Source organism: Micrococcus sp. IITD107 (genome assembly GCF_041927415.1).
Classification (GTDB): Bacteria; Actinomycetota; Actinomycetes; order Actinomycetales; family Micrococcaceae; genus Citricoccus; species Citricoccus terreus.
In genome coordinates this window covers 252,514-277,792 of the sequence record NZ_JBHFFN010000003.1, presented here as the reverse complement: position 1 = coordinate 277,792, position 25,279 = coordinate 252,514, and the positions used below count along the sequence as shown (strand labels likewise).

23 protein-coding genes and 3 riboswitches are annotated in these 25,279 nt (G+C 68.4%); of the genes, 14 read left to right on the top strand and 9 right to left on the bottom strand.

The genetic code is table 11. The annotated features are described in order from the left end of the window. Positions 1–3 precede the first annotated feature (3 nt). The 5 genes from ACEXHE_RS08255 to ACEXHE_RS08235 all read right to left on the bottom strand — a co-directional run bounded on the left by ACEXHE_RS08255 (position 4) and on the right by ACEXHE_RS08235 (position 5,443). Positions 4–1,713 carry a sodium:solute symporter gene (locus ACEXHE_RS08255; RefSeq protein ID WP_374785432.1) on the bottom strand — a complete coding sequence of 570 codons (1,710 nt, stop codon included), beginning with the start codon at positions 1,711–1,713 and terminating at the stop codon, positions 4–6. Beyond that, positions 1,710–2,363, bottom strand: a complete 654-nt coding sequence (locus ACEXHE_RS08250) for an OsmC family protein (RefSeq protein WP_374785431.1) — start codon at positions 2,361–2,363, stop codon at positions 1,710–1,712. The genes ACEXHE_RS08255 and ACEXHE_RS08250 overlap by 4 nt, the downstream gene beginning before the upstream one ends. A 52-nt stretch (positions 2,364–2,415) precedes the next feature. Continuing rightward, on the bottom strand, positions 2,416–3,183 hold the full coding sequence (locus tag ACEXHE_RS08245) for an ABC transporter permease (RefSeq protein WP_374785453.1): 768 nt from the start codon (positions 3,181–3,183) through the stop codon (positions 2,416–2,418). A gap of 113 nt (positions 3,184–3,296) precedes the next feature. After that, positions 3,297–4,367: an aliphatic sulfonate ABC transporter substrate-binding protein gene (locus ACEXHE_RS08240; RefSeq protein ID WP_356969469.1), complete on the bottom strand. Its 1,071-nt coding sequence runs from the start codon at positions 4,365–4,367 to the stop codon at positions 3,297–3,299. A 188-nt stretch (positions 4,368–4,555) separates the two neighbouring features. Beyond that, on the bottom strand, positions 4,556–5,443 hold the full coding sequence (locus ACEXHE_RS08235) for an ABC transporter ATP-binding protein (RefSeq protein ID WP_374785430.1): 888 nt from the start codon (positions 5,441–5,443) through the stop codon (positions 4,556–4,558). 10 nt (positions 5,444–5,453) lie between these two features. Further along, positions 5,454–5,551, bottom strand: a riboswitch (SAM riboswitch). A 243-nt stretch (positions 5,552–5,794) separates the two neighbouring features. Further along, positions 5,795–5,887: riboswitch (SAM riboswitch) on the top strand. A 104-nt stretch (positions 5,888–5,991) separates the two neighbouring features. Between ACEXHE_RS08235 and ACEXHE_RS08230 the strand changes: the two genes are divergently transcribed. From ACEXHE_RS08230 to ACEXHE_RS08205, 6 genes are all read left to right on the top strand, one after another. Then, positions 5,992–7,650 (top strand): ABC transporter substrate-binding protein, encoded by a 1,659-nt coding sequence (locus tag ACEXHE_RS08230; RefSeq protein WP_374785429.1) that lies wholly within the window; start codon positions 5,992–5,994, stop codon positions 7,648–7,650. A gap of 4 nt (positions 7,651–7,654) precedes the next feature. After that, positions 7,655–8,608: an ABC transporter permease gene (locus ACEXHE_RS08225; protein ID WP_374785428.1), complete on the top strand. Its 954-nt coding sequence runs from the start codon at positions 7,655–7,657 to the stop codon at positions 8,606–8,608. A 119-nt stretch (positions 8,609–8,727) separates the two neighbouring features. Continuing rightward, positions 8,728–9,519 carry an ABC transporter permease gene (locus ACEXHE_RS08220; protein WP_374785427.1) on the top strand — a complete coding sequence of 264 codons (792 nt, stop codon included), beginning with the start codon at positions 8,728–8,730 and terminating at the stop codon, positions 9,517–9,519. A gap of 9 nt (positions 9,520–9,528) precedes the next feature. Next, the gene (locus ACEXHE_RS08215) at positions 9,529–11,226 is read left to right on the top strand and encodes a dipeptide ABC transporter ATP-binding protein (RefSeq protein ID WP_374785426.1); all 1,698 of its coding nucleotides are present in this window, start codon (positions 9,529–9,531) and stop codon (positions 11,224–11,226) included. Positions 11,227–11,314: 88 nt separating this feature from the next. Next, positions 11,315–12,709: an LLM class flavin-dependent oxidoreductase gene (locus ACEXHE_RS08210; protein WP_245760719.1), complete on the top strand. Its 1,395-nt coding sequence runs from the start codon at positions 11,315–11,317 to the stop codon at positions 12,707–12,709. A 79-nt stretch (positions 12,710–12,788) separates the two neighbouring features. Beyond that, a riboswitch (SAM riboswitch) is annotated at positions 12,789–12,880 on the top strand. Between the two features lie 10 nt (positions 12,881–12,890). Then, positions 12,891–14,312: an LLM class flavin-dependent oxidoreductase gene (locus ACEXHE_RS08205; protein ID WP_374785425.1), complete on the top strand. Its 1,422-nt coding sequence runs from the start codon at positions 12,891–12,893 to the stop codon at positions 14,310–14,312. Between the two features lie 147 nt (positions 14,313–14,459). Here ACEXHE_RS08205 and ACEXHE_RS08200 read toward each other — a convergent pair whose 3' ends face one another. From ACEXHE_RS08200 to ACEXHE_RS08190, 3 genes are all read right to left on the bottom strand, one after another. Continuing rightward, positions 14,460–14,852, bottom strand: coding sequence for a YtxH domain-containing protein (locus tag ACEXHE_RS08200; protein ID WP_374785424.1), 393 nt, complete (start codon positions 14,850–14,852; stop codon positions 14,460–14,462). Between the two features lie 125 nt (positions 14,853–14,977). Beyond that, a complete protein-coding gene (locus tag ACEXHE_RS08195; RefSeq protein WP_374785452.1) occupies positions 14,978–15,037 on the bottom strand; it encodes a hypothetical protein in 60 nt (19 codons plus the stop codon). After that, positions 15,028–15,429: a hypothetical protein gene (locus ACEXHE_RS08190; protein ID WP_374785454.1), complete on the bottom strand. Its 402-nt coding sequence runs from the start codon at positions 15,427–15,429 to the stop codon at positions 15,028–15,030. The genes ACEXHE_RS08195 and ACEXHE_RS08190 overlap by 10 nt, the downstream gene beginning before the upstream one ends. Before the next feature lie 242 nt (positions 15,430–15,671). On the opposite strand from ACEXHE_RS08190, the gene ACEXHE_RS08185 reads away from it, so the two are divergent. Further along, positions 15,672–15,962 carry an MmcQ/YjbR family DNA-binding protein gene (locus ACEXHE_RS08185; protein ID WP_374785423.1) on the top strand — a complete coding sequence of 97 codons (291 nt, stop codon included), beginning with the start codon at positions 15,672–15,674 and terminating at the stop codon, positions 15,960–15,962. 47 nt (positions 15,963–16,009) lie between these two features. On the opposite strand, the gene ACEXHE_RS08180 is transcribed toward ACEXHE_RS08185, so the two are convergent. Further along, positions 16,010–18,811, bottom strand: coding sequence for an HAD-IC family P-type ATPase (locus ACEXHE_RS08180; RefSeq protein ID WP_374785422.1), 2,802 nt, complete (start codon positions 18,809–18,811; stop codon positions 16,010–16,012). A 286-nt stretch (positions 18,812–19,097) separates the two neighbouring features. Here ACEXHE_RS08180 and ACEXHE_RS08175 point away from each other — a divergent pair, with 286 nt between their 5' ends. The 7 genes from ACEXHE_RS08175 (at position 19,098) to ACEXHE_RS08145 (ending at position 25,260) form a co-directional block, all read left to right on the top strand. Beyond that, entirely contained in the window at positions 19,098–19,778 is a 681-nt protein-coding gene (locus tag ACEXHE_RS08175; protein WP_277246307.1) for an OsmC family protein, read from the top strand. Continuing rightward, a complete protein-coding gene (locus ACEXHE_RS08170; protein ID WP_374785421.1) occupies positions 19,775–20,707 on the top strand; it encodes a methionine ABC transporter ATP-binding protein in 933 nt (310 codons plus the stop codon). Before ACEXHE_RS08175 ends, ACEXHE_RS08170 begins: the two co-directional genes overlap by 4 nt. Next, a complete protein-coding gene (locus tag ACEXHE_RS08165; protein WP_091697779.1) occupies positions 20,707–21,396 on the top strand; it encodes a methionine ABC transporter permease in 690 nt (229 codons plus the stop codon). The genes ACEXHE_RS08170 and ACEXHE_RS08165 overlap by 1 nt, the downstream gene beginning before the upstream one ends. 57 nt (positions 21,397–21,453) lie before the next feature. Further along, positions 21,454–22,365, top strand: a complete 912-nt coding sequence (locus ACEXHE_RS08160; RefSeq protein WP_374785420.1) for a MetQ/NlpA family ABC transporter substrate-binding protein — start codon at positions 21,454–21,456, stop codon at positions 22,363–22,365. Between the two features lie 23 nt (positions 22,366–22,388). After that, a complete protein-coding gene (locus tag ACEXHE_RS08155) occupies positions 22,389–23,300 on the top strand; it encodes a DUF1963 domain-containing protein (protein ID WP_374785419.1) in 912 nt (303 codons plus the stop codon). Positions 23,301–23,346: 46 nt separating this feature from the next. Next, entirely contained in the window at positions 23,347–24,303 is a 957-nt protein-coding gene (locus ACEXHE_RS08150; protein WP_374785418.1) for an oxygenase MpaB family protein, read from the top strand. Between the two features lie 93 nt (positions 24,304–24,396). Then, the gene (locus ACEXHE_RS08145) at positions 24,397–25,260 is read left to right on the top strand and encodes a hypothetical protein (protein ID WP_374785417.1); all 864 of its coding nucleotides are present in this window, start codon (positions 24,397–24,399) and stop codon (positions 25,258–25,260) included. Positions 25,261–25,279 lie beyond the last annotated feature (19 nt).

Sequence of the window (25,279 nt, the reverse complement as noted above, 5' to 3'; positions counted from 1 at the left end):
GGCTCAGACCTCGATTCCATCGGTCCTGGCGGCGCCGTCCCGGTGGCCTCCGGCGGCCGGGGTGAGGCCGTGGTGGTCTCGGTGCGCCAGGTCCTCCGTTTGCTCGGGAGGGGTTCCGGCGGGGTGCGGGGACGTGACCTGACGGGTCAGGGCGGCCGCACCCACGAAGAGCGCGAACACCACCAGGAACAGGCTGAGGCCGGTCAGTCCGAATCCGGCCAGCCAGGGCCAGAGGGTCACGGTTGCCGCGAGCAGCGCGCCCGCGACGATCAGGGCGGTCACGCCCCGCTGCCGACGGCGTCCGGCTCCCACCACCGTCCACCGTCGCTGCACGAGGGTGACCACCACCAGTCCCGCGAGGTTGGCGATCATCCCGACCCACACCGGGTGCACGCCCAGGAAGAACTGCTGGGGGCTGAAACCGGAGGCGGTGTACCAGCCCAGGCCGGCGCCGAATCCGGCCAGCAGGGCCGTGATAGCGGCGGACCGGGTGGCCAGCGGCCAGAAGAACGCGGCCATCACGGGGGCGAAGGTGGCCCCGTTGCGCAGGGTCCAGGCCATCACGTTCCACCATGCCGACTGTTCGGTGCGCAGCAGGGCGAAGAGGACCATGACCACGGTCAGGCCCACCAGGGCCCACCGCGTGTAGCGGACCAGCTGCGCCTCGGTTGCCCGGGGGTTCACGGCCGAGCCGAGGTCGCGCCCCAGGGACGTGGCCCCGGAGAACTGGCATGGCCCGGCCCAGCCCAGGGCGCAGGCCCACAGGCCCACGAAGAACACCCCGGCGGCCCAGGCGGGCAACACACCGGTGATGTACTCCGGGATCGCCACGAGCGGCAGGGGCGCACCGGGGACCACCATGGCCGCGGCCACGCCGATGAACACGCCCAGCAGGATCAGGGGGATGCCCATGACCGCGGCTCGGTACAGCCCTCGCTGGCCGTCCTCCGGCGTCCGGGCGGACATGGACATCTGGAAGGCCGCCTGTGCCAGGGGGACGTTGACGATGAAGGTGCCGAACCAGGCCACGATCAGCGAGACCCCCGCATTGGACAGCTGGAACATCTCCGGGCGCGTGCCGCTGAAGGCGGCGATCCCCCCGGCTCCGGGTGAGACCGCCAGCGCCCACACGCCGACCACGAACATCAGCCCGATCATCAGGACGTTCATGGTCTGGCTGAAGGCCACCGACCGCATGCCGCCGGTGGTCAGGAAGGCCAGCAGCACCACGGCGGTGGCGGCCACGGCCAGCGGCAGGGACAGTCCGGTGACCACGTGCAGCGCCGAGGCGAAGGCGATGGTGGTGGCCACGGAGTACATGGGGAACGTCAGGCCGGTGATGATCGAGCCGATGGCCTTGGCGCCGCGGCCGAACCGATCGCCGATGATCCCGGTCACCGTGACCACGAGCTTCTCGCGCAGCGGCTTCACCAGCAGCAGCGCGATCAGCAGCACCTGGACGGTCTCGGCCACCCCGTACCAGACAGCGGACACCCCGGTGCGGTAGCTCAGCTCCAGGATCGCGATGTAGGAGGATCCGGAGAACAGTCCGGTGATGCAGAACGCCACCGTCCACGGGCTGAAGGTGCGTCCGCCCACGAAGAACCCGCCCTGGCCGGTCTCCTGCCGGCGCACGGCGATCCGTCCCCCGACCACCAGCCAGGCGGTGTAGACCACGGCCAGGCCGATCGTCCACAGTCCCACGGCGGTCATGCGCGCGCTCCGATCGTGACGGTCGGCCCGGTGGATCCGGTGGAGGGTGCATCGGCGTTGACCAGGGTCAGGACCGGCTCCGGCGCGTCCTGGGGGAGCCGCTGCGGCTCGTATCCGCAGGCGGAATTGCAGGCGGCCTCGGCGTCGTGCTCCACGGTGCGCTCCGCGAAGGACCATGCGACCTCCAGGTCCACGTGCGCGTCGCGGAGCAGGTTGACGGCCGGACAGGAGTGCTCGACGTCCGCGGCGAACTGCCGCAGGACGGCCGGATCGGTCTGCGGAGTGCCGATGCAGACCTGGAGCCGGAAGGTGTGGAAGTAGGGCTGGACGTCGGCGGTTCCGGCCAGTCCGCGCTGGTCCTGGCGGGCGAGGGCGTAGGTGTGCACCCCGGTGAGCTCCAGGCCGTGCCGCTGCGCGAGCTGGTCGATCACCACGGTAATGCACGCCCCCACCGAGCCGGCGAGGTACTCCATGGGCGTGGGCCCCTCATCGCGGCCGCCGATCCGCTCCGGCTCGTCCACGGTGAAGGTGAAGTCTCGGACCGCCACCCGGGTCTGCTGGCGCCCGGTCCAGGTGCCGGCGGCCCGCAGCGTCTTCGACGCGTCCTCCCGAGGGGCCTGGGGGAAGCGGTCATGGGAAGTGGAGAGCATGGGTGGTTCCTCCCGGTGATGGGTGACGGGGATCGATGGTGGGGGTCGTGGGTCAGGCCCAGCGGCGCACGGCCCACCGCTCCACCACGCCCAGCAGGGCGTCCGAGAGCTTGCCGAGCACGGCGAGCAGGATGATCGCCAGGATGAGCCGGTCGGTGCGGCCGTTGTTCTGCGAGTCCGTGAGCAGGAAGCCCAGTCCCATGGAGGAGGCGATCAGCTCAGCGGCCACCAGGAACAGCCAGGCCTGGGCCAGGGCCAGCCGCAGGCCGGAGAACACCGCCGGGATGACCGCAGGGAGCTGGACCGTGCGGAGCAGATGCAGCCCGTGGTATCCGAAGGCTCGGCCCGCCTCCACCAGATGGGGGTCCACATGCTTCAGGGCGTAGTAGACCGTGGTGAACACCGGGAAGAACGCGCCGATGGCGATCAGGGTGATCTTGGACTCCTCGCCGATCTTCATCCACAGGATCAACAGGGGGACCCAGGCCAGCGACGGCACCGCTCTGACTGCCCCCACCAGCGGAGAGAACAGGGCATCGGCCCAGCGGGAGAGGCCGAGCAGGGAGCCCACCGCCAAGCCGAGCAGGCCGCCGGCCAGGAAGCCCAGGATCACCCGCTGCGTGGAGATCGCGATGTGATGCAGCAGCTCACCGCGGGTGGCCAGATCCGTCCCGGCTTCGAAGACCGAGGCGGGCGAGGGCAACTGGACAGGGGAGAAGAGCCCCGCTGCGGTCGCGGCCCACCACGCCACCACGAGGATCGCCGGGACGATCAGCCCGATCGCCGCGCGGACCACCGGGCGCGCGGACCCCAGGCGCACAGAGGTGCTGGACGCGGAACCGGAGGATGCGGTGGCCGCACCGGTGACCGTCTCGGGGGAGGCCCTGCGTGGCGCCCGGGTCGACGTCGGGGTGGAGGTGGGGGTGGAGGCGGTCACTGGAGGGCCTTCTGTGCGTAGGTGGGCTCAAGCAGTTCGGCCAGAGCTTGGTCGACGGCGGCCTGGTCGCGGACATCGCCGGTCTCCACGAAGATCGGGCCGACCTTCTCCAGCACGTCCAGCTGCGCCTGGCCGGGCACTGGGTCCACGTCGAGGTTCGAGCGTTCCTCGATCACGGTGGTGGCCACCTCGAGGTCCAGTCCGGCCACATCGGCAAGGATCTGGGCGGTCTCCTCGGGGTTCTCCAGGGCCCAGGTGCGGGCCTGCTCGTACACGTCCACCACGGTCTGAGCCAGCTCGGGGGACTCCTCCAGGAACGACTCGGTGGCGTTGAGGAACCCGTAGGTGTTGAAGTCCACGTTGCGGTAGAACAGCGTGGCCCCGGCCTGCTCGGCGCCGGCCATGATCGGATCCAGACCGGACCAGGCGTCCACGGAGCCGTTCTCCAGCGCGGAGCGGCCGTCGGCATGCTGCAGGTTCTGCACCGTCACGTCGGCGGGATCCACACCGGCCTCTTCCAGCGCCTGGATGAGGAAGAAGTAGGGGTCAGTGCCTTTGGTGGCCGCCACGTTCTTGCCCTCGAGCTGGGACACCTCGGTGATCTCCGAGTCGGCGGGCACCACCAGGGCGGACCACTCGGGCTGGGAGTACAGGCTGATCGTCTTGATGGGCGAGCCGTTGGCGCGGGCCAGCAGCGCGGCCGAACCAGCGGTGGAGCCGATGTCGATCGCCTCCGCGCGCAGGGCCTCATTGGCCTTGTTCGAACCGGCTGACTGGACCCATTCCACCTCGACGCCCTCGTCCGTCAGTTCCTCCTCCAGCCACCCCTTCTCCTTGATGACGAGGGAGAGCGGGTTGTAGGTGGCGAAGTCGATGGACAGCGTGTCCGCGGAGGAGCCGCCCCCGGCGTCCCCTCCGGCGCCGGTGCCGCCGGACGCGGAGTTCTCACCGGCCACGCAGCCGGTCAGGGCCAGGGCGGACACGGCGACGACGGCCAGCCCGGTCAGGGCGCGGGCGCGGCGGGGCCGACCGGCTCGTCGGGTGGGGACAGAGGGGGCGATGCGCATGAGTGGCCTTTCGAGACGAAGCGTTCAGGTGAGTCGAGTCAGACGGTCGATGACCGCGAGATGGTGCCACGTGTCAGTGCTGTCAGAACTGACGAGCATGACAGGGTGATGAGGTGAGGCCGCAGTCGGGACCAGGTCCACCGGGGGTGGACCGGCTCCTGGCCCGCAGGCGGGCCGAGGTCAGTGGGTCAGTGTCGGTGGGAGTCCACGCCGAGCCCCTCGAGCAGGGAGGAGCGCAGGGCGGCCAGTTCGGCCGAGCCCCGGTCGCGCGGGCGGCTGCCCGGGACGGTGAGCACCTGCCGCGTGGTGGCCCCTGGACGGTCAGGGTCGGACGGATCCGCGCCCAGCAGCAGGATGCGGTCGGCCAGCTGCAGGGCCTCGTCCACGTCGTGGGTGACCAGCAGGACCGTGGTTCCGGTCTGGGCGTGGATGTCCAGCAGCAGGTCCTGCATCTTCAGCCGCGTCAGGGCATCCAGCGCACCGAACGGCTCGTCCAGCAGCAGCACCCCAGGACGCCGGGCCAGTGCTCGGGCCAGGGATGCGCGCTGGGCCATGCCGCCGGAGACCTCTCGGGGACGGCGTCCGGCTGCGGCCGAGAGTCCCACCAGCTCCAGCAGACGGTCCACCTGCTCTGCACCGGCACTGCGGCTGGTCCGGGAGGGCAGCCCCAGGGCGACGTTCTGGTGGATGGTGCGCCACGGCATCAGGCGCGGCTCCTGAAAGCCCATGGCCGTGCGGTGGTCATGCGGACGGACCGGCTCCTCGCCGATCAGCACGCTGCCGGAGAACCCCTGGTCCAGTCCTGCCGCCGCACGCAGCAGCGTGGACTTGCCGCAGCCGGAGGCGCCGACGATCGCCAGGATCTCGCCGGGGGCGACCGTCAGGCCCACGTCACGCAGGACGGTCCGCGTCCCACCGTCCACGGGGAAGGACCGGCCCACTCCACGGAAGGTGACCGGAAGGCTGCTGGACGCACCCGCTGAGGTGCGGGCGCCGTCGTCGTGAGCGGTGGACTGTCCGGGAGCGGCGGAGGAGGCCGGGCTGGACAGGGAGGGGGCAGTGGTGACTGCGGTCATGGTGAATCACACTCCATCGGTCCTGGCGGTAGCACCCTCGCCCACGGGGTGAGTGGGGGGTTGCTGCGGCGTCACGGAGCCAGATCTCTCAGCCGCTCTGGATGGTTCGTCTTTCCAGTAGGCCTGATTTTGCGCGGAACTGTCAATTTCTGCGGGCCTGTTGGCGTCATGCGCGGTCACGGGAGATGTCGCGGAAAGTCTGGACGAATTGTCGGTCGAGACGGGGACGAAATCGTCAGCCCATGTGAGCAGGCGGTGAGGGGGCGGTGGTGGGCGGATTCATGACGATGTGTGACTTGAGCGACGTTTCGGAGCTGGCGCGACCCGGGCATCAGGGTGCTAAGTTGTGACCACCCATCCAGAGCGGCCGAGAGATCTGGCTCGATGACGCCGCAGCAACCCGCCCATTACGGGGCCAGGGTGCTACCGCCAGGACCGATGGAGCAGTCACGCGACGATCCCACGGAAGAGCCCTGACGGGACGCGCTCGCGGGCTCTTCGCCAAGACGTTGTGTGGGCTTCCGAGGTCATGAACCGAGGAGCATCACATGAGCAAGATCATCACTCGCAGCCCGGGATCTCGCCAGCGCGGAGCCTTCACCGTCGGCCTGGTCGCCATCGCCCTGACCCTCTCCGCCTGCGGAAACGGTGCCCAAGCACAGAACCCCACCACTGGCCCTGAGTCCGCTGCCGCCTCGGGTGAGCCGGTCGAAGGCGGCCACCTGGTATTTGCCGACGTCGTGCCCGCACCGCGCTGGCAGACCCAGTCGGCTACCGACTACCGCCAGGCGAACGTGCTGAATTCGGTGCTGGACCGCCTGACCTACTACGACGCCGAGACCGAGACACTGGTGCCGTGGATCGCCACGGATTGGTCGCCCAATGACGACCTGACCGAGTGGACCTTCACCATTCGCGAGGGCGTGACCTTCTCTGACGGCACTCCTCTGGACGCAGAGGCCGTGGCACGGAATCTCCAGGTCTTTGGCGAGGGCATCACTGACGCGCAGATCCAGCCCAACCAGGACTACAAGAACTTCGTCTCGGCAGAGGTTACCGGCGACGATCAGGTCACCGTGACCCTCTCCGAGCCCAACGCGAACTTCGTCCGCGCCACCTCCTCGGTGACCAGCGGCTTGGTTGCACCCTCGGTCTTCGAACTCGACAATGCCGGTCAGAACGACATTGCCCAGGTCATCGGGTCCGGTCCTTTCACCTTCGAATCGCAGGTGCCCGATCAGGAGATCGTCTTCACCGCCCGTGAGGACTACGCCTGGGCTCCCGAGACCGCGGAGAACCAGGGTGCGCCCTATCTGGACGGCTTCACGCTGCGCTACCTGCCCGAGGTCGGCCACCGTGCCGGCTCCGTCTCGACGGGTCAGGCGGACCTGGTGCGCGGCATCCAGCCGGTGGACGAAGCCACCCTGGAAGCCGCTGGCCACAGCGTCTATGCAGCACCCGGGACGGACCTGTCCTCCAACCACATGGCCGTCCGCTTCGAGAATGAGGAAGTCTCCGACGCACGCGTGCGTCAGGCCCTGCAGATCGGTACCAACCGCGAAGCCATCAAGCAGACCGTGCTCTCGGACAGCTACCAGCTCTCCGGATCGATCTTGAACCACGGTGCCCCGGGCTTCGTGGACCTCTCGGAGGACTTCGCCTACGACCCAGAGCGGGCCAAGGAACTGCTTGATGAAGCCGGGTGGACTGTCGGCTCGGACGGTATCCGTGAGAAGGACGGCCAGCGACTGGAGCTGACGGTTTCCGCCAGCTCGAACTCGGTGGTCATCAAGCCAGTGTTCGACCTGATGGTCCAGCAGTGGGCGGAGCTCGGTGTGAAGTTGACCAGCCGCGCCGGTGACAACACCTTCTTCTTGCAGGCCCAGACCGACGAGACGGTGCCGCTCTATGGCACCCGCGCCTTCAGCTACGGCGGGCTCGGTCCGCTCTACGGCTCCGGTGGAACCCTGACCTTGGCCGACGATCCCGAGTTCGACGAGCTGGTGGACCGCGCTAACGCCGAGGCCGACGAGGACGCCCGCAACGAGATCCTTGCCGAGCAGCAGGACTACATCGTCAACGAGCAGGCCCACGCCATCGTGCTGTGGGACGAAGTTCAGGTCTATGGCGCTCACTCGGGCACGCATGTGGAGTTCACCACCGGTGCGGCTCCGATCTTCCAGGGTGCCTGGAAGGAAGGAGAGTAAGCAGATGGCACGGTATGCCCTCGGTCGTGTCGGCCAGGCGCTGATCGTGATCTGGCTGGCCTACACCGTCGTGTTCCTGTCGGTGCAGCTGCTGCCCAGCGACCCGGTGACGATTTTCCTCTCAGCTGACGCTGCCCCGGATCCGGCGGTGGTGGCCGCGATGCAAGCGCAGTACGGCTACGACCAGCCACTGATCGTGCAGTACCTTGGCCAGCTGGCCGGACTGTTCGTCGGTGACTTCGGCTATGCCTTGAGCGCCGGGCAAACGGTGGTCGAACGCATTGGCGGCGTCATCGGTTCCACCCTGGAATTGGCGGGCTGGGCGTTCGTCTTCGCCGTCGTCCTCTCCTTTGTCTTGGTGAGTGTGGCGAGCTTGGTGAAGGTGCGCTGGGTGCGTGCCGTGCTGGAGGCTTTGCCGCCGTTGTTCTCCTCGGTCCCGGTGTTCTGGGTCGGTCTGATCGCGTTGCAGGTCCTCTCGTTCCAGCTGGGCGTGATGTCGATATTCCCTGATGGATCGTTCCTCTCGCTGACGGTTCCGGTGGTGCTGTTGGGTGCTTACGTCTCCGCACCGATCGCGCAGGTGCTGTTCAAGGCGATCGAGCAGACCTACGCCCAGCCCTTCGTCGACGTGCTGCGAGCCAAGGGTGCCTCAGAAACGCGGATCTTCTTCGCGCACATCCTCAAGAACTCGGTCGCGCCAGCCTTCACCGTCATGGCGATGGCCGTCGGTGCGCTGCTGGCCGGATCGGTCATTACCGAGACGGTGTTCTCCCGCTCCGGGCTGGGCCAGATCGTCCTCCAGGGCGTCACCGCCCAGGACATCCCCCTGGTCCAAGGGCTGGTCCTGATCACGGCCACAGCGTTCGTGGTCTTCAGCCTCATTGTCGATCTGCTGCACCCGCTACTGGACCCCCGGGTCTTGAAGGCTCATCCGGCTGCTGCGGGAAGGACACGGTAATGGCACTGGCAATCGTAGAAGATGTGGTCGCTCACCAGCCCGGCCCAACCGCTGGGCCCGCTGCTGGACCCCATGATGCCAACGATCTGGCACCGGCCCGCGCTCGCCGTCGGCGCCGCGTGGACTGGCCACTGCTGTTGTCCGGTCTGCCGCTGCTGCTGATTCTGGGCTTTGCGTTCTTTCCGGGGGTCTTCACCTCGCAGGATCCGTTGAACGGCATCGCCACGCAGGTGATGCAGGGCCCCTCGGGTGAGCATTGGTTTGGCACCGACCACCTGGGCCGAGATGTCTTCGCTCGAGTGGTCTACGGGACCTCGCAGACTTTCTTGACCGCCGGGTTGGCTGTCTTGGTCGGGCTCGTGGTCGGCAGTGCGCTCGGATTGGCATCGGCAACGCTGGGCCGCTGGGTGGACCCGGTCATCATGCGCCTGATCGACGTGCTGTTGGCCATCCCGTCCTTCCTCATCGCGCTGATCATCGTCACCGCCAGCGAGCCTGGACCGATCTCCTTGGGCATCGGCGTCGGTATCGGGTCGATCGCGACCTTTGCCCGGCTGACCCGCACCGAGGTCATGCGCATCCGTGCCTTGGACTACGTCGAAGCGGCACACCTCAACGGCGGCAACGCCTGGTCTGTGGCGCGTCGACATGTCGTGCCGAACGCGGCCGGGCAGATCCTGTCCCTGCTGGTCGTCGACTTCGGCGTCGCCATCCTGGCGATCTCCAGCCTCGGATTCCTGGGCTTCGGCGCCCCGCCACCCACCCCGGAATGGGGACTGATCATCGCCGAGGGGCGCCAATACTTGGGTGCCGCCTGGTGGATGACCACACTGCCCGGTCTTGTCATTGTCCTCACCGTCGTCCTGCTGGGCATCTTCGGACGACGCGTACAGAAGCTGCTGCGGTTCTAGGAGACTCTCATGACCATCCACACAAACAGTCCCGCACACACGACGGCGGATTCCGCCCCAGTTCTTGTCGATATCCAAAACCTTCAGGTCACCTACGGGGACAGCTCGCCCGCCCTGGACGGAGTCGACCTAACGATCCGCCCCGGCGAGGTCGTCGCCTTGGTCGGCGAGTCTGGGTCCGGAAAGTCCACCCTGACCAAGGCCATCATTGGGCTGCTCTCGGGTAGCGGTCGTGTCACCGGCGGCACTCTGACCTTCGACGGTCAAGACCTGGTGAACGCCTCCACTGCGGAGTTCCGCAGGGTCCGGGGAACCAGGATCGGGTTGGTGCCTCAGGACCCTGGGGCCTCGCTCGACCCGGTCCGCACCATCGGATATCAACTCACCGAGGTGTTTCGCATTCACCCGCAGAAGGAGCTGCGATCCAAGGAATCCCAGCTTGCCGAAGCTGCACGCCTGCTGGACTTGGTGGGCATCGACCGTCCTGAGCAGCGCCTGCGTCAGTTCCCCCACGAGCTGTCGGGCGGACTGAAGCAGCGTGTGCTGATCGCCATGGCCTTCGCGCTCAAGCCCGATCTGCTGATTGCCGATGAGCCGACCTCGGCCCTCGACGTCACCGTGCAGAAGCGTGTGCTGGAGGTCTTTGACCGGTTGGCCAAACAGACCGGTACAGCGGTGCTGTTCGTGACTCATGATCTGGCGCTGGCCACGGACCATGCCAGCCGAATTGTGGTGTTGCAAAACGGTCGCATTGTGGAGGACCGTGATGTCCGGGCCATCGCGACCGACCCGCAGCATGAGTACACCAAGCTGCTCGTTGATGCTGCAGGGCAGCGCACACCGGCCGATGATCTCCTGGAGCGCGCTCTGGCCGCCGCCGGGATCAAGGATCCGGTGCCGGATCTGGAGGCTCAGCTGTTGCCCGCTGTGGAAGTCCACGGACTGACCAAGGTCTTCGGCACGGGCGAGGCGGCACGGCGCGCCGTCGACGATGTGTCCTTCTCGGTGCCCGCGGGAACGACTTTCTCTTTGGTGGGAGAGTCCGGCTCGGGCAAGTCCACCACGGCACGACTGATCTTGCGACTGCTGCACCAGGACGCGGGAACCGTGCACGTCCACGGTCAGGACGTCAGCGACCTGACAGGTCGGCAGCGGCGTGACCTCTGGAAAGACCTGCAGTTGGTCTACCAGAACCCCGATTCTGCGCTCGACCCTCGGATGAGCATCGAGAAGATCGTCTCCGAACCCCTGGACAACCATCGGATCGGCACCCGCGCGGAACGCAAGGCGAAGGTCGCCGAACTCCTGGAGCAGGTCAACCTGCCTCCTCGGGTGGCAGCCGCTCGGCCGGCTGAACTCTCCGGAGGGCAGCGTCAACGCGTCGCAATCGCTCGAGCCCTGGTTCTGGGTGCCCGCACCATCGTGTTGGATGAAGCGCTCTCGGCTCTGGACGTACTCACCCAAGCGCAGGTCCTGGACCTACTTGATGCGCTGCAGCGTGATTTGGGCTTGACGTACATCTTCATCTCCCACGACCTGCACATCGTGGAGCAGATCTCCGACCGCGTCGGTGTCATGCAGGCCGGCCGCCTTGTGGAGAGCGGAACCGTGCGCGAGATCTTTGACTCTCCTCGCGAGCACTACACCCAGGCGCTGCTAGCAGCGAACCCCGGGAACCTGCTGCGCGAGCTCACCCCGGTCCACTAGGAGGACACAGCTCATGACGAACCACTCCACTACCGCCACAGGCGGTGCACAGGGGACTCGCCCGCGACTGATCATCAACGCTTTCCTCATGAATACTGGCAGCCACATCCAGGGCGGCCAGTGGCGACGCCCGGAAGCCCAACAGCACCGATTCAATGAGCTGAGCATGTGGCAGGAGCTGGCGCGGGAACTTGAAGACGCCAAGTTTGACGCAATGTTCTTCGCCGACGTCGTCGGCCTCTATGGGAATCACGACGGCGGATGGGCTGAGCACCTGCGCCATGGACTGCAGATTCCCTCGAACGACCCGGTCGTGCTGCTCTCTGCGCTGGCGGCGACGACGGAGAACATCGGCCTGGCCGCCACCAGCTCGATCATCCAGTCCCACCCCTTCCAGTTCGCCCGTCAGATGTCGACCTTGGACCATCTTTCCGGCGGCCGGGTGGGATGGAACATTGTGACGTCGGCCCTGGAAAACTCCCATCGGAACTTCGGTGCAGCTGGTCTGGAGAAGCACGATGACCGCTACGCCTGGGCTGATGAATACATGGACGTGGTCTACAAGCTCTGGGAAGGATCCTGGGACGACGGGGCACTGCTGCAGGACAAGGCCGGAAGTGTCTTCTCCGACCCAGAGCGGGTTGCCAAGATCCACCACCAGGGTGTTCGCTACTCTGTCGAAGGGCCGCACCTGTCCAGCCCTTCCCCGCAGCGGACCCCTCTACTGTTTCAGGCTGGAGCCTCCCCGCGAGGCCAGGAGTTCTGTGCCACACACGCCGAAGCCACGTTCACGGCGCTGGTGGATCCTTCCCATGCGGCCGAGTACACCGCCAAGGTGCGGGACCGTGCCGAATCCTTAGGCCGCGCGCGCGACAGCATCAAGTTCCTCCAAGGCTTCCACATCATCGTGGGGTCCACGGAGGCAGAAGTGCAGCGCAAGAGTGATGACCTGGAGCAGACTCTGGACATGGACTCCCTGTTGAGCCACATAGGAGGAAACCTCGGAGTGGACTTCGGCGGGCTCCCCTTGGACACCAAAATGAAGGACCTCACCACCGAGGGCGGCCAAGGACACTTGGCGGCTGTCCGCCGTGCGGCGAATACCGAGGACCCCACACTGGAGGACTTCGTGCGCTACCGGTCCATCAACAACCGACTGGCCGGAACACCCGAGCAGATCGCCGATGTCTTGGAACAGTGGCAAGACGCAGGCATCGATGGCATCAACATCATCAATTCCACTCTGCCCGGCACATATACCGACATCATCCAGGGGCTACTGCCCGAACTGAGACGCCGGGGGCTTGCGCAAGTTGAGTACGCGCCGGGCACACTGCGCCAGAAGCTCACCGGACAAGGCGACCGTTTGCCCGAGGGCCACCCCGGAGCAACATACCGCGGCGCGTTCGTTGAGTACTCCGCAGCAGCCACTGAACGCCCCCGGGAGCAGACTGAAGTGGAACCACTTCCCGTCGGCTCATGAAGGGAGTTCACCTGAGGCACCTGTCATGGGACGACACTTGGTTCGACCCGGTGCCCGCGGTGTGCTCGAATGAACCACGTACCCATCACGAGCGGCCGAGAGACCTGGATCGTTGACGCCGCAGCAACCCCCGCATGGACGGATCGGTGCTACTGCCAGGACCGATGGAAGGAGCATCATCGTGCCTGAATCCACTTTCCCCACCACCGCCTCCGGTCAGCGGGAGATCCTCTTCAACGCCTTCGACATGAACTGCGTGGCCCACCAGTCACCGGGTCTGTGGCGTCACCCGGAGGACAAGTCGCGCACCTACAACACCCTGGGCTACTGGACCAACCTGGCCCAGACCCTGGAGCGTGGCCTATTCGATGGACTGTTCATCGCCGACGTGCTCGGTCCCTATGACGTCTACGGCAACTCGGACGAGGCGACTCTAAAGGCCGGCACCCAGGTGCCCACCAATGACCCGATCCTCGTGGTGCCACCGATGGCCGCCGTCACCGAGAACCTCACCTTCGGCGTCACCGCCGGAACCGCCTACGAGCACCCTTACTCCTTCGCCCGCCGTCTGGCCACGCTGGACCACCTCACCGAGGGCCGCGTGGGCTGGAACGTGGTGACCGGCTACCTGCCCTCGGCAGCCCGCAACTTCGGTCACGACGACCAGATGGAGCACGACGAGCGCTACAACCACGCCGACGAGTACCTCGATGTGGTCTATAAGCTGCTCGAGGGCTCCTGGGAGGACGACGCCGTCGTCGAGGACCGTGAGAACGGTGTCTTCATTGACCCGACCAAGGTCCACCGCATCGAGCACGAGGGCAAGTACTTCAAGACCCCCGGCATTGCCTTCACCGAGCCCAGCAAGCAGCGCACCCCGGTGATCTACCAGGCCGGTGCCTCCACCCGTGGCCGCGCCTTCGCCGGCAAGCACGCTGAGGCCGTGTTCATCAACCCGCCGACCCCGGACCTGATCAAGGCCACCACCACCAAGCTGCGCCAGGCTGCGGTGGAGGCAGGTCGCGACCCGTACGACATCCGGATCATGTCCATGCAGACCATCGTCACCGGTGCCACCGACGAGGAGGCGCAGGCCAAGTACGAAGAGCTGGCCAGCTACACCGACGTCGAGGGCGGCCTGGTGCTGATGAGCGGCTGGATGGGCATCGACCTGTCTCAGTTCGACCTGGATGAGCCGCTGGGCGACGTGGAGTCCAACGCGATCCAGTCGACCATCGAGACCTTCAAGAAGGCATCCGGCGACGACGAGAACCCCTGGACCGTGCGTCGCATCGCCGAGTGGTGCGGTGTGGGCGGCTTCGGCCCGGTGATCATCGGCTCCGGTGAAACTGTGGCTCGCCGCCTGGCCGAGATCCAGGACGAGACCGACATCGACGGCTTCAACCTGGCCTACCACATCACCCCGGGCACCTTTGAGGACATCGTGGAGTACGTGGTGCCGGAGCTGCAGAAGCTCGGCCGCTACAAGACCGAGTACCGCGAGGGCACCATGCGCAACAAGCTCTTCGGCAAGGGTGACCACTTGCCGGAGAACCACTACGGCGCCCGGTTCGCCCTGAGGAACCGCAGGCCGGTGGGCTGAGCGGACACGGCCCGTTCCGGAGGGGCTCCGGAAGGGCCCCCGACGACGGCACCCCAGGTTCCCTGCGCAGGGAACCTGGGGTGCCGTCATCGTGAGAGGTGAGCGGGGGCTCACCGGGCGGGCGCGTGGCCCACGGGGAGCCGTGGCTCAGTAGCGGGTGAGTCCGCCGCCCTCGTTCTCGAGGGACTGCGAGGGGTCGGACACAGCGTCCTTGCCTGCGGTGGTCTTCTCTGAGCCGGCCGTGACGTTGCCCTTGGTCGGATCTGCGTCGCCGGCGTCCTTCTCGGAGCCGTCCTTGACCTCGTTGACCTTGTCCGTCACTTTGTCCGTCACATCCTTCGCGGTGGTGGAGACCTTGTCCGCCACCAAGGGGGCCTTGGTCTTCATGGTCTCTGTGGCCTCATGGACCTTCTGCTGCGTCTTGGGGTCCTGCCAGAAGCTCTTGGCGTTGTTGCTCATCTTCTCCAGGTTGCGGCGGCCTTCCTGGCTGCCCAGCAGGTAGCCGAGCGCGGCGCCGATGCCGAGGGTGATCAGTCGCATGGTGTGTCTCCTAATCGTGGCGGGGACTCAGGGGGACTCCGCCTGTGGGGTGTCCTCTGTTGAGTCTTCTCCGGATGCCGCCGCCGGTCAACTTGTTCCCAGCGAACGCCCAGGGAACTCGTGCTTCACATCACGTCGTAGCGGCTGCGCACGATCTGGTAAGCGCCATAGCGCATCAGGCCGATCCCCAGCGCCCCGAGGGCGATCTCGCCGAACGGCTGTGCCTGGGACAGGGCACGACGACGCCCAGCGAGTGGGCCATCAGGGTGGCGGTCAGCGACTGGGTGGACTCGGTGGAGTAGCTGCTGCCGCCGAACCCATAGGTGCCGAAGACTACGGTGAGCGCGGAGAACACGACTGCTTGGCCCAGGGCCTTGCCGCGGGCCTTCCAACGGTCGGCGCGGTCTGAACCCCTGCCGGATCCGGTGGAGGACCCGTTCGGGACCAGGGCCTGCAGGAGGTTCCACAGGACCAGCGCCGCGCAGCCCAGCAGGCAGAACCAGATGAGCACCATCCCCCAGGGCACCCCGGCCACGGTCTGGGCGGCGGGGGCCGTGGTGGTGGCTCCGTCCTTCACCGCTTCCGTGGTGCGGCGGCCTTGTCGGAGAGGCTGTGGTCCAGGGGATCAGAGTGCCAGACTGTCGGGGTGAACGGTGCAGACAGAGCGGACAGTGCAGGCGGGGAGCAGCTGGCGTGGGCCCGAGGGTCGGACTGGGCTTGGCAGGTCTGCGCAGACCAGACAGGGGCCTGGTTGGACTGGCCCTTCGACCCCCGCACTCCGGTGTTAAGGTGCGAGGGCGGCCGCAGGGGCCGGCCCGGATGTTCGCGTTGATCTCCGAGCACCGTCTGCACCTCAAGTGTGACCCGGAGCTGGCTGTCCGCCTGCGGGCAGCGCACGAGTTCGTCGAGCCCGGCTGGCACATGTCCAAGAAGCACTGGAACACCGTCCGCCTGGACCTGCTCGGCGAGATGGACGGGGCCGCGCGGGACGCCGCCCTGGACCTGGTCCGGGAGATGATCGAGGACTCGTGGGACCTGGTGGTGGAGCAGCTGCCGCGCGCCGACGCAGAACGACTGCGGCTTGCCGAGGCGTTCACCCCGGACCCGTAGTCGTCCGGCCATCCGACGGGGACTCGCCCCGGGACTCCCACCGGGACTCACGCTGCGGGCCGCGGGTCCTCCGGGGCCAGGCTCAGCCGGGCGTGGTGCCAGCGGTGGATGCCCTCCAGCAGCAGGCAGGCCACGGCACCGATCGCCACGGCGGCCAGCCCCAGGTCCAGCGGCGGCAGCTCGAACTGGTGGAACTGCTGGGAGATCGGCACGGTCAGCACCAGGAACAGCAGCACGTGCATGGACCCGATCAACAGCAGCTTCCACCGGTTGAGCGGACGCGAGATCAGGTTCAGCACCCACAGGCCCATCAGGGTCAGCGTCATCACCGAGGAGGTCTGGATCTGCTGCACGGACACCGCCGCCGGATCCTCCACGAACCACCGCGCGAAGGCGTTCACCGCGAGCATGCCCAGCAGGATCACCACACCGGAGGGGATGGCGAACGTCAGGGCCCGGCCCAGGAACCCGGGCACATACCGCCGCGGGTTGGGCATCAGGGCCAGGAAGAACGTGGGCAGCCCGATCATCAGGAAGTCCACGGTGGAGGCCTGCCTCGGCAGCAGCGGGAACTGCCAGGCGAACAGGGAGAACACCACGCCGAACAGCACGGCGTAGGAGGTCTTGGTCAGGAACATGTGCGCCAGCCGCTCCATGTTCGCGATCACCTTGCGCCCCTCGGCCAGCACGGAGGGCAGCCGCGCGAACTTCCCGTCCAGCAGCACGATCCGGGACACCGCCTTGGTGGCCGGCGCTCCGTTGCCCATGGCGATCCCCAGGTCCGCGGTCTTCAGCGCCAGGGCGTCGTTGATGCCGTCGCCGGTCATCGCCACCACGTGCCCGCGGGACTGCAGCGCCTGCACCATCGACTTCTTCTGGTCCGGGGAGACTCGCCCGAACACCGAGTGCTCCTCCAGCACCCGGGCCAGCTCCTCGGGGTCCTCGGGCAGTCGCCGCGCGTCATAGCCGTCGCCCACCAGCTCCATCCCGACCTCGCGGGCCACGGCGGCCACGGTGCGCGGGTTGTCCCCGGAGATGACCTTCAGCGCCACGCCCTGTTCGCGGAAGAACTCCAGGGTCTCGTGCGCGTCACTGCGCACGTTCTCCCGGAAGGTCAGCACGGCCTCCGGCATCAGCGCTGCGGGCAGGTCCTCACCCTCGCCGAACCACAGGGACGGCCCCTGCACAGCGCGCTCTGCCTCCTCCGTGGCCCCTGCAGCCCCTGCAGCCACAGCATTCCCGACGGCGGCGGGAGAGAGGGAGCGGGCCAGCACCATGGTGCGCAGTCCCTGGGACGCGCTGGACTGGCACTGCCGCTCGAGCCGCTGCAGGTGGTCCGGATCCAGGTGATCGCCTGCGGCGTCCAACACCACTTCGGGTGCGGCGAGCACCCAGGCGCCTCGGAGACTGTCCGCTGGGGCTGACGCAGGAGCGGAGGGGACGGCGGAACCGGACGTGGCAGCGGAAGGTGACGGGCCGTCGTCGGGAAGGCCTGGAGAGGTGGGGGTGCCGAAGGCGACCGCGCTCCACCGACGGGCGGAGGAGAAGGCCACCTGCGCCTTGGAGCGCTCAGCGGGACGCTGGGTGAAGGCCTCACGCAGGGCCAGCGTGGTGGGGTTGGCATTGGGGTCCGCGCCGAACCAGGCGAGCACCTGCCGCCAGGGCTGGGGCTCGGCGGGCTCGGCGGCGTCGGAACCGGCGGCCATGACCACGCCGGGCCGGGCCGGGGTGACGGTGTCGAAGACGATCCCGCCCTCGGTCAGCGTGCCGGTCTTGTCCAGGCAGACGGTGTCCACGCGGGCCAGGATCTCCACGGCGGGCTGCTCCTGGATCAGCACCTTCTCCTGCGCCAGCTTCAGGGCCGCCACCGCGAAGGAGATGGTGGTCATCAGGGCCAGTCCCTGCGGGATCATCGAGGTGATGGAGGCGACGGCGGCGACCACGGCGGGCTCGAAGGCGTCGTTCTCCAGCACGTACGCCCAGCCGCCCACGGCCTGGACCTGACCGTGCACGATGATCGCCACGATCGGCACCAGGGCGATGGTCAGCCACTTGGCCACGGTGTCCAGGGCGCCGCGCAGCTCGGAGTGGATCTTGGAGAACTTGCGCGCCTCGATCGCCAGCTGGGAGGCATGGGAGTCCGCGCCCACGGCGGTCACCCGGAAGATGCCGTAGCCGGAGAGGACCGCCGAGCCGGAGAGCACGCCGTCCCCCACGGACTTGGCCACCGGATCGGACTCGCCGGTGAGCAGGGACTCGTCGATGTCCAGTCCGTCGCTGGTCAGCACGATCCCGTCCGCCGGGACCTGGTCGCCGCGGCGCAGCACCACGGCGTCGTCCAGCAGGATCTCCTCCAGGCGCACGTCCGTCTCGGCGCCGTCCCGCAGCACGTGTGCGGCGTCCTGGTGCAGCAGCGCGATCCGGTCCAGCTTCCGCTTGGCCGAGTGCTCCTGGATCACGCCGATCACCACATTGGCCACGGCGGCCAGGCAGAACACGAGATCGAACCAGCGCCCCAGCACGATGATCGCCACCGCGCAGGCACCGATCGCCAGGTTGAACAGGGTCAGCACGTGCACCCGCAGGATCTTCCAGATCGAGCGGGAGGTGTCCTTGGGCTGACGGTTGGTCAGTCCGGCCTCTTCACGGACCACGACGTCGGCCCCGTCCAGTCCGCGTCCGGCCAGGACGTGGTCCTCGGGCCGGGTCAGGCCGTGCACTCCGCGCCGACCCAGGTGGTGGCGGCGCTTCTGTTCGTGGGGGTGCAGGTCGGCGCCGTCCTCGTGTTCGGCGTGGGCGCCGAGGGGGGAGGCGTCAGCGGTGCGCAGGTCCGTCACTCCGGGGGGCACGTCACGGTCCGGCTCGCTGTCCTGTCGGCGCCTCACGTGCGATGTCCCCCTGGTGCTGCTGTCGGTCGTCAGTGGTGCCGGTGCAACCCGGTGCGGGTGCCGTGCCGGCGGGTGGATGCGATGCGGGCACAGCGCGGTGCGGCCCACCCTCGAGAGTAGTGGCCAGGGAAGCGCCGCGCCCTCCCTCTCCGGGGCGAATCCGGGGCACGCCCGGGTCATCCCTGAGGATGACGCACGGGGACCTGGGTGGACGCCGGCTCCGCGCGGGACGGAGTAGCCTGGCCGGATGGCCCAGCGGATCTACAGCACCACCGTGACCAACGACGGCGGCACCGCCGGGTGGGTACGGGTCAGTGACGGTCCGCAGGTGCAGACCGGTCCGCCGAGCGATCCCTCGCAGGGGGTGAATCCGGAGCAGTTCCTGGGCATGGCGTGGAGCACCTGCCTGAATGCGACCGTGGAGGCCGTGCTGCGTGACCGCGGCGTGCTGGGGGCGGACGGTGCTCCGGTGCGCAGCCGGGTGAGCGTGCAGGTCAGCCTGATCCGCGAGCCCGGTGGGGAGTACGCGTTCGTGCCGGAGGCGACCGTGTCCGTGGAGGAGTCGGCCGGCCTGTCCGAAGGCGAGCTGCAGGACGTGGCGCAGGCGGCGCATGCGCGGTGCCCGGTGTCCAAGCTGCTGACCGGACGCGGGGATCCGGTGGTGGTCCGGGCGGCTGCCTGGGACGAGGGCGCCGAGGGCGCCGAGGACGCCGAGGGAGGAGCTCACCGCGTGGCCGACCCTGTTCGTGTGACCGGAGAGGGCCCGGAGAGTACTGAAACGGTCACAGGAACGGTGACGGACACGCGCGCTCAGGTCGATGACCCCCTTCCCGGGACAGGGCGGACCTCGGGGACGGGCGGATCTGTCCCGGGAAGGGGGTCGGAGCAGTCCGGCCCCGCATCCGATGGCGCAGGGGAGGCTCGGTGAGCGCGCAGCCCGCATCTGCCGACCAGCCCGACACCGCAGCCCCGCAGCCCGCCGCAGCGCCGAACACCACCCCGTTCATCGAGTTCCGCGGGGTCTCCAAGACCTACCCCGCACGGCGCCGGGCCGGGACCGTGCACGCGCTGCAGGGCATCGACCTGCAGATCACTCCGGGCGAGGTCTTCGGGGTGGTGGGCGAATCAGGCTCCGGCAAGTCGACCCTGCTGCGCCTGGTCAACCGCCTGGAGACCCCCACGCAGGGCAGCGTCCTGGTGGACGGCACCGACCTCGCCACGCTCTCTGCTGCCGCCACCCGGGCTCGCCGCCGCCGGATCGGCATGGTCTTCCAGCAGTTCAACCTCCTGGCCAACCAGACCGTGTACGCCAATGCCGCCATGCCCCTGCGCCTGGCGACGCGAGGCAGTGAGGTGAGCGGCCGTCGTCGGGAGACAGCGCCACAGGCGCTGAGCGCACCCTCGCGCCGGGAGGCCGAGCGAGCGCGCGTCATGGAGCTGCTGGACTTCGTGCGGATGTCCTCGCATGCGGACAAGCATCCGAGTCAGCTCTCCGGTGGGGAGCGGCAGCGGGTGGCGATCGCCCGGGCGCTGGTGACCGAACCGGACGTGCTGCTGTGTGATGAGCCCACGTCCGCGCTGGACGGGCATCACACGGAGGAGGTCATGGGGATCCTCAGCCGGGTGCGGACCGAGCTGGGCACCACCATCCTGCTGGTCAGCCACGAGCTGGACGTGATCAAGGGGATCTGTGACCGGGCCGCGGTGCTGGAGGGCGGGCGGCTCACCGCGCTGGTGGACGTGGCCCCGCCGGACGCCCGCGAGGCCTTCGACTCCTACGCCGAGCGCGCCCAGCGGTTCCTCGGCCCGCACACCCCGGCCGCCGAGGCCCCAGGCGCCCCGGAAGGTGAGGGCTGATGGAACAGATCCTGCAGAACCTGCGCGACCAGCTGGACCGCTACCAGTCGGAGATGCTCGGATCCATCCTGGAGACCGGGGTGATGCTGGGCAACGCGCTGCTGGCCGCGGTGCTGATCGGGCTGCCGCTGGGCACGCTGATGTACCTGACCCGCCCGGACGGGCCGCAGCCGCGCCGCACCGTGTACGCGGTGGCCAACGGGTTCGTGAACGTGGTGCGCTCGGTCCCGTTCCTGCTGTTCGTGGTGGCACTGATCCCGTTCACCCGGTGGCTGGTGGGGACCTCGTTCGGGACCACGGCGGCCTCGGTCCCGCTGGCGTTCATTGCGGTGGCGCTCTACGCCCGGTGGGTGGAGCAGACCCTGCTGGACGTGCCCGAGCAGACGGTGGAGCTGGCCGACTCGCTGGGCGCCACCACCGGCCAGCTCGTCACGCGCTTCCTCTACCCTGAAGCGAGGTCCGGTCTGGTGCTGAGCCTGACCACGGTGACCATCTCCCTGATCTCCTACTCGACCATCATGGGCGTGGTGGGCGGCGGCGGTGTGGGCGACTTCGCCATCCGCTACGGCTACCAGACCTATGAGGAGGAGATCATGTACCTGACCATCCTCATCATGATCGTGCTGGTGATGCTGGTGCAGCTGCTGGGCAGCACGATCGCCCGCGGACTGGACCGGCGCCGCCGCTGACCGTTTCCCCTGAATCACTCGACCGCATCATTCACATCCCTGAAAGAGGTAACCCCCGTGCTGTTCTCCCGTTCTGACCGCTCCTCCGGATCTGCCGGCTCGTACTCCCGCCGCGCCCCGCTGCGCGCCCGAGCTCTGGCCGCCACGGTGCTGGCCGGTTCGCTGCTGGCCGTGACCGCCTGCGGCGGTGGAGCCAACGACGACGGCACCGCGGGTTCCGCAGGCGAGGGCGGCTCCGGCGGTGGCCAGGACACGGTCATCAAGGTGGCCTCGCACCTGCCCCCGATGACCGATGTGGTCAAGAAGGCCGGCGAGGTCGCCGCCGAGGAGGGCTACACGGTGGAGCTGGTCCAGGTCAGCGACAATGTCCAGTACAACCGCCTGGTGGCCGACGGTGAGGCCGATGCCTCCTTCGCCCAGCACAAGCCGTTCATGGAGAAGTACAACCAGGAGAATGACGCGGACCTGGTGCACGTGGCCCCGATCTACGACGCCAAGGTCGGCTACTACTCGAAGGACTACACCTCTCTGGAGGAGATCCCGCAGGGCGCCAAGGTGGCCATCCCCAACGACGTCTCCAACGAGGGCCGCGCCCTGGCGATCCTGGACGACCACGGGCTGATCACCCTGAAGGAGGGCGTGGGCTTCGAGGGCCGCGTGGGCGATGTGGAGGAGAACCCCAAGGACCTGGAGTGGGTCCAGGTGGACCTGCTGAACCTGCCCAGCGCCTACGAGGAGGACGGAGTCGCCCTGGTGTACTCCTACCCCAGCTACATCGCCAAGGTGGGGTTGACCCCGGATGACGCCGTGGTGCTGGAGGAGAACGTGGACCAGCGCTTCTCCATCTCCCTGGTGGCCCGTGAGGACAATGTGGACTCGGAGAAGATCCAGGTGCTCAAGGACGCCTTCACCTCGGACGAGGTCAAGGAGTTCCTCGAGGCCAACAACACCCTGGTCCCCTCCTTCTGATCCAGAGCACGAGGTCCAGCGCGGTGAGTTCATCGATTCCTGCCCCGATCCACTCGATGTTCCCTGAGGTGGCCGCCTGGCTGGTTCAGCGTGGGGCCGAGGGGCTGGCACCGGACCTGCGGTACAGCGCGGTCTTCTCCGAGCAGAGCCTGGCACCGGGCACCCAGGAGTTGGACGAGCTCTGGGAGACCGGAGGGTGGATCAGCTGGCTCGGCGGCCCGGCGGTGGACCCTGGCCTCTGGCCATGCAACGCCGAGGGGCGGCCACTGGCCCATGTGGCCACGTTCCATCTGGGCGGCGTGGACGCCCTGCATGTGGAGAGCCGCCGCGCCTGGCCGCAGGAGCAGATCCAGGAGGGCCTGCCCACGGAGGGGGTGCTCCAGGTGTTCCACGATCTGCAGACCTACGGGTACGAGCTCGAGGACAGCCAGGCCCGCGGCTGGCTCGTCCAGTGGCTGCCCGGTCCCGAGCAGGATGCCTCTCGCCGGCCGCTGGTCCGTCCGCCGGAGGATGTGCAGGTTCCCAGCGAGGTGTGCCAGCCCGGGCTGTTCATGCCCGGGTTCACCCTGCCCTCGTCCTTGGAGCACCGCGACGATCAGGCGCATTCCTTCGAACAGCATGACGAGCTGGTCGAGGAACTGGCCGGCAGCTGGCAGGTCCAGCGCGGACTGGAGCCCACCCCGGGGTGGACGATCCCGTTCACGCACGTCTACGGGCACAGCTCCTCCGGGTCCGCCGCGCCCCTGGACGAGGTTCTGCCGGAGGCACTGCCCCTGGAGGGGGAGGACGAACACCGGCTGGTGTTGGAGATCGAGTCGTGGACCACGCTGAACGGGTGGTTCGGGGACGCGTCCAGCCTGGAGGTGTGGATGCGCGCCTCGGACCTGGCCCAGCGCCGCTTCGACCACGCCTGGTGCATGATCCGCACCGACTGAGACAGCTGGTCCTGTTCGAGCAGCGGGCGGCCGGTACCCTCGAGACATGCGGCTGACCACCGGACTGTTCTCGGCACCACTGGAGCGGCTCCGCGGCAGCCTGCTCTACACCTTCTCCGGGGACCGGTCTGGTCAGGTGCCCGCCTGGCAGCTGGAGCTCGCCCAGGGAGGGGATCCCGGGCACTTCGGACCGGACTCGGCGGTGTGGACGGTGCACGGCGGGATGTCCACCATCCCGGCGGGCATCCGGGCGCTGCTGGTCCAGGCGCTGCACCCCGGGGCGCTCGCCGGCGTGGCCGAGCACTCGGACTACCGGGCCGATCCCTTCGCCCGGCTGGCCGGGACCATCCGCTGGATCTTCACCGTCACCTACGGCTCCCGCGAGCAGGCGCGTCAGGCCTGCGAGCACGTGCGGCGGCTGCACGTGCCGGTCCGGGGCGAGTACACCGCCGGCGACGGCAGCCGGCGGCGGTACTCCGCCAACGATCCGGGGCTCTCGGAGTGGGTGCACCTGGCGTTCACGGACGCGTTCCTGTCCAGCTACGAGCACTTCGTGGGGCCGGTCCCTGCCCCGCCGGGAACGCCGGAGGGCGTCTCCGGTGCGGACGCCTATGTGGCCGAGTGGGCGGTGGCCGGCGAGCTGATGGGGGTGCAGGATCCGCCGCGTACCCGGGCGGCGCTGAGGCAGCGCCTGCAGGACCACGACGACGACCGGCAGCTGGCCGGGGGCGCGCGGGTGCAGAAGGTGGTCGGGTTCCTGAAGGACCCGCCGTTGGAGGCGAACCTGAGGCCCGGGTACCGGGCACTGTTCCTGGCAGTCGTCGACTCCCTCCCGGCACGGCACCGGGAGCTGACCGGACTGCGCGGGACCCCGGCCCCGGCATTCACCCGGCTGATGGGCAGGGTGACCCTGCGGGTGATCGGGCGGGTGCTGCCCCGGCCGGGCCCGGCCGAGCAGGCCGCGCGCCGCCGCCAGGACAGGCTGGGGACTCCCGGGCGGTGATCTGATCCCTCTGGCAGAGTGGGAGCGGATGCAGGTGGACGGGAGGGACCGGCGGAGCGGCCGCCGGGACGTCGCCTGGAGTGGAGGGACGTCATGGAGCAGACCGTGTGGACTCGACCGATCGGATGGGGTGCGGCCGCCGTGCTGGCCCTGGGGCTGACGGCCTGCGGGGCCGGCGGCGACGGCGGTCAGGATGCTGGCGGGGGTGCCTCGCCGTCCGGCACGGACAGCTCGGCCGCGGCAGCTCCCACGCCGTCCCCGGAGTCGGAGTCGGACGCTGACCAGGCGCCCCGGCTGTCCGAGGTCTGGCCGGAGGCGCGGCAGCAGCTGGATGAGGCCACCAGCGTGCGGATCACCGGGAGGATGCCCTCCGGGCGGGACCACGCGGACATCGACTACCGGGGCCAGCTGGACGGCAGCAACTACCACACCGTGGTGGAGACCGACGGTGGAGACGTGGTGGACGTGATCAGCGACGGGGATATCGCCCATGCCCATCTGCCGGACGCCGCCCTGGACCGGATGGGTCCTCCCGGGAAGGTCAAGGACCTGCTGGACGGCCAGCGCGTGCAGCAGCCGGAGTCCAGCCTGGGCGTGGGCGTGGAGATCCTGTTCCAGGACATCACCCAGAACCTGCCCGAGGGCGAGACCTGGGACGGAGAGGACACCGAGGCCACCGTGGTGGAGGAGGACGGGCGCACGCTCTACAGCTATCCGGACACCGAGCGGCGCGGCGTGATCCTCTTCGATGCGCAGGACCGGTCCCTGGCCGGGCTGCGGCAGGGGGAGTCCGCCGTGGGCTCTGAGGGGGCGGGCAGCGCGCGGCCGGACGCCGACACCCTGGACGCCTGGTTCGCCTTCTCCGAGTGGAACGCCGTGGAGCCGGTCCCCATGCCGGACGAGAACGAGACCGTCACCGAGGACGAGCTGGTGGCCCTGATCATCACCGGGGACTGACCCCTGACGCTGTCTGGGC